Annotated in this window: 5 protein-coding genes and 1 pseudogene; 1 reads left to right on the forward strand and 5 read right to left on the reverse strand. The window is 64.2% G+C overall.

The features are described 5' to 3' along the window. From glgB to EN745_RS23360, 5 genes are all read right to left on the reverse strand, one after another. Window positions 1-1967: 1,4-alpha-glucan branching protein GlgB (gene glgB / locus EN745_RS23340; protein ID WP_127422369.1), on the reverse strand; the 1967-nt coding region annotated here is incomplete at its 3' end. 148 nt (window positions 1968-2115) lie between these two features. Next, the gene (locus EN745_RS23345) at window positions 2116-4578 is read right to left on the reverse strand and encodes a glycogen/starch/alpha-glucan phosphorylase (RefSeq protein ID WP_126055822.1); all 2463 of its coding nucleotides are present in this window, start codon (window positions 4576-4578) and stop codon (window positions 2116-2118) included. A 141-nt stretch (window positions 4579-4719) separates the two neighbouring features. Beyond that, complete coding sequence (locus EN745_RS23350; protein ID WP_126055823.1) at window positions 4720-5502, reverse strand: ATP-binding cassette domain-containing protein; 783 nt, start codon at window positions 5500-5502, stop codon at window positions 4720-4722. Between the two features lie 2 nt (window positions 5503-5504). Next, on the reverse strand, window positions 5505-6569 hold the full coding sequence (locus EN745_RS23355) for an ABC transporter permease (RefSeq protein ID WP_127422370.1): 1065 nt from the start codon (window positions 6567-6569) through the stop codon (window positions 5505-5507). A gap of 160 nt (window positions 6570-6729) precedes the next feature. Further along, window positions 6730-7746, reverse strand: coding sequence for a sugar ABC transporter substrate-binding protein (locus EN745_RS23360; protein ID WP_189347617.1), 1017 nt, complete (start codon window positions 7744-7746; stop codon window positions 6730-6732). Between the two features lie 229 nt (window positions 7747-7975). Here EN745_RS23360 and EN745_RS23365 point away from each other — a divergent pair. Then, window positions 7976-9009 (forward strand): annotated as a pseudogene (locus EN745_RS23365) (ROK family transcriptional regulator); the annotation flags it as partial.

The following is a 9009-nucleotide window of genomic DNA, read 5'->3' on the forward strand; positions in this document are numbered from 1 at the left end:
CTGCGCAGCCAGGCGAACACCGAATTCTCGCTGTCGTCGACGATCAGCCAGGAAAAGCCGTCCGGCTCACAGTCGCGCGCATGCAGCGCCGGACGCGAGCGGTAGAGGTAATTGAGGTCGCGCACTACCTGCCAGATACCGCGATGCGGAGCGTGGTCAAGCAAGTCCCAGTCTAGCGCTCGCGCCTCGCTCCATTCGCGGCGCTGCGCGAATTCCTGGCCCATGAACAAAAGCTTCTTGCCGGGATAGCCCCACATGAAGGCGTAGTAGGCGCGCAAGGTGGCGAATTTCTGCCAGTCGTCGCCGGCCATCTTGCCCAGCAGCGTGCCCTTGCCATGCACGACCTCGTCATGGGAGAGCGGCAGCACGAAATTCTCGGAGAAGGCGTAGACAAGGCCGAAGGTGATGTCGTTGTGGTGGTGCTTGCGATAGATCGGCTCCTTGGAGAAATACTCCAGCGTGTCGTGCATGAAGCCCATGTTCCACTTGAAGCCGAAGCCCAGCCCGCCCTCATGCACCGGCCGCGACACTTTCGGCCATGAGGTCGATTCCTCGGCGATGGTCACCACGCCGGGATGGTGGCCGTAGAGCTCCTTGTTCATCTTCTGCAGGAAGGCGACCGCCTCAAGGTTCTCGCGTCCACCCTTCTCGTTGGGGATCCACTCGCCGGCCTTGCGGGAATAATCGAGGTAGAGCATCGAGGCAACCGCGTCGACGCGCAGGCCGTCGACATGGTATTTCTCGGCCCAGAACAGCGCGTTGTTGACCAGGAACGATACCACCTCGCGGCGGCCGAAATTGTAGATCGCGGTGTTCCAGTCCGGGTGGAAACCCTGGCGCGGATCGGCGTGCTCGTAAAGCGCGGTGCCGTCGAACTTCACCAGGCCATGCTCGTCCACCGGAAAATGCGCCGGCACCCAGTCGAGGATGACGCCGACGCCGGCGCGATGCGCACCGTCGACGAACCGGGCAAAGCCATCGGGATCGCCGAAGCGGGCGGTCGGCGCGTAGAGGCCGGTGGTCTGGTAGCCCCAGGACGGATCGTAGGGATGCTCGGAGATCGGCAGGAACTCGATATGGGTGAAGCCCGTGTCGACGGCATAGGGGATCAGGCGAGCGGCGAGCTCGTCCCAGCTCAGGAACGTGCCGTCGTCGCGAAGCTGCCAGGAGCCGGCATGGACCTCGTAGATCGAGATCGCCTCGCGCCTGGGATCGGCATTGCGCCAGAACGTGCGGTGCGCCTCGTCGCCCCATTCATGCGCTATCGGCGGCGCCGTCACCGACGCGGTGGCCGGGCGCAGTTCCGACTCGAAGGCGAACGGATCGGCCTTAAGCGGCAGCCGCACGCCGTCGGGGGCGATGATCTCGAACTTGTAGGGTTGGCCGGCGCCGATATCGGGGATGAACAGCTCCCAGATGCCGGTGTCGCGGCGGTCGCGCATCGTGTGCCGGCGCCCGTCCCATTCGTTGAATGCGCCGACCACCGAGACGCGCCGCGCATTGGGCGCCCAGACGGCGAAATGCACGCCGGTGGCGCCCTCATGGTCGATGACATGGGCGCCGAGCTTGTCGAAGAGCCTGAGATGCGAGCCCTCGGCGATATAGTAGTCGTCCAGCGGGCCGAGCACTGGGCCGAAGGAGTAAGGATCGGTCAGCCACCAGTCGCCGCCGGCATTCCTGGCGTGATAGCGCAGCGGCTGACGCTTCCTGAGCGTGAGCTTGCCCTCGAAGAAACCCGAATCGTCGCGTCGCGACAGCTCGCCTGCCGCCTTGCCGCTCAGCGTGTAGGCGGTGACGAACTCGGCGTTCGGGACGAAGCAGCGGGCAACAAAACCCTTGCCGGCCTCATGCACGCCGAGAACCGCGAAGGGATCGCCATGCGTACCGGCGACAATCGCCGCGACATCGCCGGCTGGCGCCAATCCGTCCGGCCCGCTCGTCGCAGCGGTCGCGCGCGGCTTCCTCATCAGGCAGTCGCCCTCCCTGGGCACTCGAACTCAAATACTAGCGGAGGTTTGACTTCGACATCTGCATCGCCGACTGGTCCTGGATCGGTCGCAAGTGTCAAACTCACTCCACTAGGGGCCACGTTGTTCGTGACCTCATGCAATCATATCAGACGGGCACGTTCCAGATTTCTTTCGCATATTGGCGGATCGTGCGATCGGAAGAGAACCAGCCGACGCGGGCGACGTTGCGGATGGCGCGCGCGTACCAGTCGGGGCTGTTGCGCCAGACGGTATCGACGTCGCGCTGGGTGGCCGCGTAAGTATCGAAGTCGGCCGCCACCATGAACCAGTCGCTGTTGTAGAGGCCGTCGATCAATGCGCGGTAGCGCTGCGGATCGTCAGGCGAGAAGACGCCCGAGGAGATGGCGGCGAGTGCCTGTGAAAGTTCCGGCGAGGCTTCGATCACCGCGCGCGGATTGTAGCCGTTGTTGCGCCGGTCGGCGACCTCGGCGGTGGTCAGGCCGAAGATGAAGATGTTGTCGTCGCCGACACATTCCTTGATCTCGACATTGGCGCCGTCGAGCGTGCCGATGGTCAGCGCGCCGTTCAACGCGAACTTCATGTTGCCGGTGCCGGAGGCTTCCATGCCGGCGGTCGAGATCTGCTCGGAAAGGTCCGCGGCCGGCATCAGCACTTCGGCCAGGCTGACATTGTAGTTCGGCACGAACACGACCTTGAGCAGGCCGCGCACCGCCGGATCGCGGTTGATGACCCTAGCGACGTCGTTGGCGAGTTTGATGATCAGCTTGGCGTTGTGGTAGCTGGGCGCCGCCTTGCCGCCGAAGAATTTTACGCGCGGCATCCAGTCGCGCTCGGGATGCGAGCGGATCTGGTCGTAGAGCGCGACGGCTTCCAGGATGTTGAGCAGCTGACGCTTGTACTCGTGGATGCGCTTGACCTGAATGTCGAACAGCGCCGAGGGGTCGAGCTTGATGCCGAGCCGGTCGGCGACCAGGTTGGCGAGCCTCGACTTGTTCGCCCGCTTCACCGCCGCGAACTTCTCGCGGAACGAGGCATCGCCGGCAAAGGCGTCGAGCCCCTTGATGGCGTCGATATCGTCCAGGAAGCGGTCGCCGATCGCCTCGCGGGCAAGCGCGGTGAGGCCGGGATTGCACTGGATCAGCCAGCGCCGCGGCGTGATGCCGTTGGTCTTGTTGTTGATGCGGTCGGGATAGAGCTTGTGGAGGTCGGCGAACACCGTCTCCTTCATCAGCTCGGTATGCAGCGCCGAGACGCCGTTGATCGAATGCGAGCCGACGAAGGCCAGATTGCCCATGCGCACGCGGCGGTCGCCATTCTCCTGGATCAGCGAAATGCGGCTGATCTGCTCGCCCGAGAACTTGTTGGTGGCGCGCGCCTCGAGCAGCACCTCCGCGTTGATGGCGTAGACGATCTGCATGTGGCGCGGCAAAAGCCGCTCGAACAGCGGCACCGGCCAGCTTTCCAGCGCCTCGGGCAGCAGGGTGTGGTTGGTATAGCCGAAGGTGCGCTTGGTGATGTCCCAGGCCTGGTCGAAATCCATGCCGTGGACATCCATCAGAAGCCGCATCAGTTCCGGCACGGCGATCGCCGGATGGGTGTCGTTGAGATGGATCGCCGCCTTGTCCGGCAGCGACTGCAGGTCGCCATATTGGCTGAGATGGCGCTGGACGATGTCCTGCAGCGAGGCGGTGGAGAAGAAATACTCCTGGCGCAGCCTGAGCTCCTGCCCGGCCATGTGGGAATCAGCAGGATAGAGTACGCGCGACAGAGCGTCGGCCTTGTTGCTTTCGGCCAGCGCGCCGATGTGGTCGCCGGCATTGAACTTGTCGAGCAGGATTGGATCGATCGGCATGCCGGACCACAGCCGCAGCGTGTTGACGCGATTGGCTCGCCAGCCGGCGACCGGCGTGTCGTAGGCGACGGCCAGCACATGCTCGGTTGGCTTCCAGACGTGGCGCTCGAGCCTTCCGTCCTTGGAGGTGATCGATTCCACCGAGCCGCCGAAGCCGACCTCGAAGGAGCGCTCGCGCCGCTCGAACTCCCAGGGATTGCCATGATCGAGCCAGGTTTCCGGTAGCTCGACCTGCCAGCCGTCATGGATCTCCTGGCGGAACATGCCGTTGGCATAGCGGATGCCATAGCCGTGCGCCGGAATGCCGACGGTTGCCATGCTCTCCATGAAGCAGGCGGCAAGCCGGCCGAGGCCGCCATTGCCGAGCGCGGCATCGGGTTCGAGCCCGGCGATGAGGTCGAGGTCGACGCCGAGCGAGCGCAGCGCCTCGCGCATGTTGTCCATCAGGCCGAGATTGGAGAAGGCGTCGCGCATCAGGCGGCCGATGAGGAATTCCAGCGACAGATAGTAGACGCGCTTCTCCTGCTGGGCGTAGGCCTCCTGGGTGGCCTGCATCCACTGATCGACGACGCGGTCGCGCACGACCTTGATCGATGCGGTGAGCCAGTCGTACTGGGTGGCGACGTTGGTGCCCTTACCGACCCTGTATTTGAGGGCCAGCAAGACTTCGTCGGCGAGCGTCTTGGGGTCGGGGATTTCCAGGATGGGAGCTTCGGTCGTCATCGCGTTTGTCATGTCGCCTCTCGTGCGGTTGCCATGATCATACCGGCTTTCACGGTTCCTCCCACCCTACCCTAGTGCATTGCAGCATATATTCAATCGATTTAGGTCGATAGGCAACCGATTCATCTGCGGCAATTTACCCGACGAGGCGGATCAGGCGGCCAGCGCGTCCTCCGGCGGCTTCTTCGCGCCGGTCATCAACGCGACCGCATCCGACATGGAAATCTGCTTCGGATCGACGACGCAGAGGCGTCGTCCAAGCCGGTGGATGTGGATGCGGTCGGCCACCTCGAAGACATGCGGCATGTTGTGCGAGATGAGCACGATCGGCAGGCCGCGCTTCTTGACGTCGAGGATCAGCTCCAGCACTCGGCGGCTTTCCTTGACGCCCAGCGCGGCGGTCGGTTCGTCCATGATCACCACTTTCGAGCCGAAGGCGGCGGCACGCGCCACCGCCACGCCCTGGCGCTGGCCGCCGGACAGCGTTTCCACCGCCTGGCTGATGTTCTGGATGGTCATCAGGCCGAGTTCGGTGAGCTTGTCGCGGGCGCGCTTTTCCATCGCCGGACGGTCGAGCATGCGAAGCCAGCTGCCGAGCGGGCCGGGCTTGCGGATCTCGCGGCCGAGGAACATGTTGTCGGCGATCGACAGCGCCGGCGACAAGGCCAGGTTCTGGTAGACGGTCTCGATGCCGGCTTCGCGGGCCTCGATAGGTGACTTGAACAGAACCTGTTTGCCGTCCAGCTCGATGGTCCCTTCGTCGGGGTGCACCGCGCCGGAGATCGCCTTGATCAGCGTCGACTTGCCGGCGCCGTTGTCGCCGATCACCGCCAGGATTTCTCCCGGGTAGAGATCGAAGTCGCAGTTGTTGAGCGCTGTGACGCGGCCATAGCGCTTGGTGAGACCGCGCGCGGTGAGGACAGGCTGCTGGGTCATGACTACACCGAAACCTTTCTGATCCACTGGTCGATCGCGACGGCACCGATGATCAGCACGCCGGTGAGCAGCACCTTCCATTGCGGATCGGCGCCCAGCATGTTGAGGCCCATCGAGACGACGCCGACGATCATGGCGCCGAACAGCGTGCCGAGGATCGAGCCGCGACCGCCAAACAGCGAGATGCCGCCGATCACGGTCGCGGTAATGGCCTGCAGATTGTAGTCGGTGACGGCGGCCGACGGTGAGATCGAGCCGTTGCGGCCGATCGAGACCCAAGCCGCGAAAGCGGCGATCAGGCCAGCGAGCGTATAGACGGCGATCAACACCTTCTTGGTCTGGATGCCCGACAGCTTCGCCGCCTCGGGGTCGTCGCCAACGGCGTAGACGTGGCGTCCCCAGGCGGTGTGGTTGAGCACATACCACAGCACCGCCACCAGCACGACCGTGGCAATGACGCCGGCTGTCAGCACGGCGGAGCCGACCCTGAAGCTCATCGCGAACAGGTGCAGAAGCGGCGCCTGCGCATCGACATCGGCATCGCGGATCGTCTCGTTGGCCGAATAGATGAAATTCGTGGCCATGACTATGTTCCAGGTGCCGAGCGTGACGATGAACGGCGGCAGCTTCATGTAGGCGACCAAAAGGCCGTTGAGCAGCCCGCAGGCGCCGCCGGCGGCAAGGCCGACGATAACGGCGAGGATGGTCGGCATACCGTAGGTGATGGCGCAGTTGCCCATGATGACGGCCGAAATCACCATGATCACGCCGATCGACAGATCGATGCCGGCGGTCAGGATGACCAGCGTCTGGGCGGCGCCGAGAATGCCGACGATGGCGATCTGCTGCAGGATCAGCGTCAGCGTGTAGGACGAGAAGAACCGTCCGCCGATGGCGATACCGAAAATGATGATCGACAAGACCAGCACGATCAGCGGCACGGCGGCCGGCGTGGAGTGCAGGAAATGCTGGGCGCGCTTGACTAACGACTTGCCGTGCTCATCGAAGGCGGCGACGCTGGTGTCGCTGTTCGAGAGAACCTTCTCGAATTCCTGAATCTGAGACATATCTCCTCCCGTCTGCGCGGAGCTTCTCACGGCTCCCCGTCCCGTTCACGCATTCCGGTCTGTCGCCTGGATTGTCAGCGCCAACGAAAGCGCATCGTCCACCCGATGCGGCCGGGGATCAAGCCCCAGCCGCAAGGTTTATGTGCCGGTCAGCCCAGCATCAGCCCCAGCACTTGTCGAGGCCTTCCTTGGTGTCGATCGACTTGACGCCGTTGGCCGGCTTGTCGGTGACGAGGTTGACGCCGGTGTCGAAGAAGTTCTTGCCTTCGGTCGGCTTCGGCTTGGTGCCGTCCTTGGCGAAAGCGGCGATCGCCTCGATACCGAGCGCGGCCATCTGCAGCGGATATTGCTGCGAAGTGGCGCCGATGACGCCTTCGGTGACCGACTTGACGCCGGGGCAGCCGCCGTCGACCGAGACGATCAGCACCTGCTTCTCGAGGCCTACTGCCTTGAGCGCCTGGTAGGCGCCGACGGCGGCCGGCTCGTTGATGGTGTGGATGACGTTGATGGTGTTGTCCTTCTGCAGAAGGTTCTCCATCGCCTTGCGGCCACCCTCTTCATTGCCGTTGGTCACGTCATGGCCGACAATGCGCGGATCGTCCTCATCGCCGATCTTGTTGGGGTCTTTCACGTCGATGCCGTAGCCCATCATGAAGCCCTGGTCGCGCAGCACGTCCACGGTCGGCTGCGACGGGGTCAGGTCGAGGAAGCCGATCTTGGCGTCCTTGGCCTTGTCGCCGAGCGTCGCGGCGGCCCAGGCGCCGATCAGCTTGCCGGCTTCGAGGTTGTCCGTGGCGAAGGTCGCGTCGGCCGCGTCGATCGGATCGAGCGGTGTGTCAAGCGCGATCACCAGCAGGCCGGCGTCACGCGCCTTCTTCACCGTCGGCACGATGCCCTTGGTGTCGGACGCGGTGATCAGGATACCCTTGGCGCCGTCGGCGATGCAGCTTTCGATCGCCGCCACCTGGCTCTCGCTGTCACCGTCGATCTTGCCGGCATAGGTCTTGAGATCGACGCCGAGTTCCTTGGCCTTGGCCGTCGCACCCTCCTTCATCTTGACGAAGAAGGGATTGGTGTCAGTCTTGGTGATCAGGCAGGCGCCGACGCCGGCGGCCGATGCCGTCGAGGCGAACGCCATCAGGCCCAACCCGGCGGCCGCAAACACGGTGGACTTCAGCAGTACTTTCTTGGTCACGATTTTCCTCCCAGTGGAACCATTGCGGACGCCGGGCCACCCGGCGTCTCAAGCGCATCCAACCATTTCTCCCAGCGTGGACGCCCCTTCAAAAGACACCAGTCCGAGACGGCTGTCAATAATTAAATCACTCTTATTTATTATTGACAGCCTTGCATCGTTCACTCATTCTGCACGAAAAGCATTGAGGGGAAACGACGGAGGAAACAGGGTGGAGACCGGCATTGCGAGGCACGGTTCGCCCGAGGCGGCAGAGAGCCGCCTGCACCGCGGCACCAACCAGAGCGGCATGCGCGACCACAATGAGCGGCTTGTGCTGTCCTTGGTGCGCCAGCATGGCAGCCTCGCCAAATCCGACATAGCGCGCATGACCGGGCTTTCGGCGCAGACCGTTTCGGTCATCATGCGCGAGCTGGAGGACGACAGGCTGCTGGTGCGCCAGGCACCGCTGCGCGGCAGGATCGGCCAGCCCTCCATTCCCATGGCGCTCAACCCGGAAGGCGCCTTCTTCATCGGCCTCAAGATCGGCCGCCGCAGCGCCGAGCTGGTGCTGATCGACTTCCTCGGCAATGTGCGCTCGATGCTGCAGCACTCCTACCGCTATCCGGCGCCGCGCGAGACGGTGGAATTCGCGCTGACCGGCATGACCAGGATGCGCGGCGAGCTCACCCAGGCGCAGGACAAGCGCATTGCCGGGCTCGGCATCGCCATGCCGTTCGAATTGTGGAACTGGGCCGACACCGCCGGCGCGCCGCGCGAGATCATGGACGAATGGCGCCACCGCGACATCCGTTCCGACATCCAGGCGCAGTGCGACTTCCCGGTCTACCTGCAGAACGACGCCACCTCGGCCTGTGGCGCCGAGCTTGTCTTCGGCCAGGCCGGTGCTGCGCGCGACTTCGTCTATTTCTACATCGGCGCCTTCGCCGGCGGCGGCATCGTGCTCAACGGCCGGCTGTTCGGCGGGCCGACCGGCAATGCCGGCGCGCTGGGCTCGATGCCGGTTCCGGGGCCCGACGGCAAGCCGACCCAGCTCATCGACGTGGCGTCGATCGCCATGCTGGAGAAGGCGCTCAACGCGCGCGGCGTCGAGGCCTCGCATCTGTGGACGTCGCCCGAGGACTGGGGCGACATCGGTCCCGAGCTCGACATATGGATCGCCGGAGCCGCGCACCGACAGCGGCATCCAGCCGTCGATCACCGCCGCCTCGAAATCGATGACCGAGGAGGCCGCGACGATAGCGT

Source organism: Mesorhizobium sp. M4A.F.Ca.ET.022.05.2.1 (assembly GCF_003998845.1).
Classification (GTDB): Bacteria; Pseudomonadota; Alphaproteobacteria; order Rhizobiales; family Rhizobiaceae; genus Mesorhizobium.

Excerpts from the sequence above, each read along its gene's own strand:
- EN745_RS23345 (WP_126055822.1), bottom strand. The coding sequence starts at position 4,578 with ATGACAAACGCGATGACGACCGAAGCTCCCATCCTGGAAATCCCCGAC.
- EN745_RS23350 (WP_126055823.1), bottom strand. The coding sequence starts at position 5,502 with ATGACCCAGCAGCCTGTCCTCACCGCGCGCGGTCTCACCAAGCGCTAT.
- EN745_RS23355 (WP_127422370.1), bottom strand. The coding sequence starts at position 6,569 with ATGTCTCAGATTCAGGAATTCGAGAAGGTTCTCTCGAACAGCGACACC.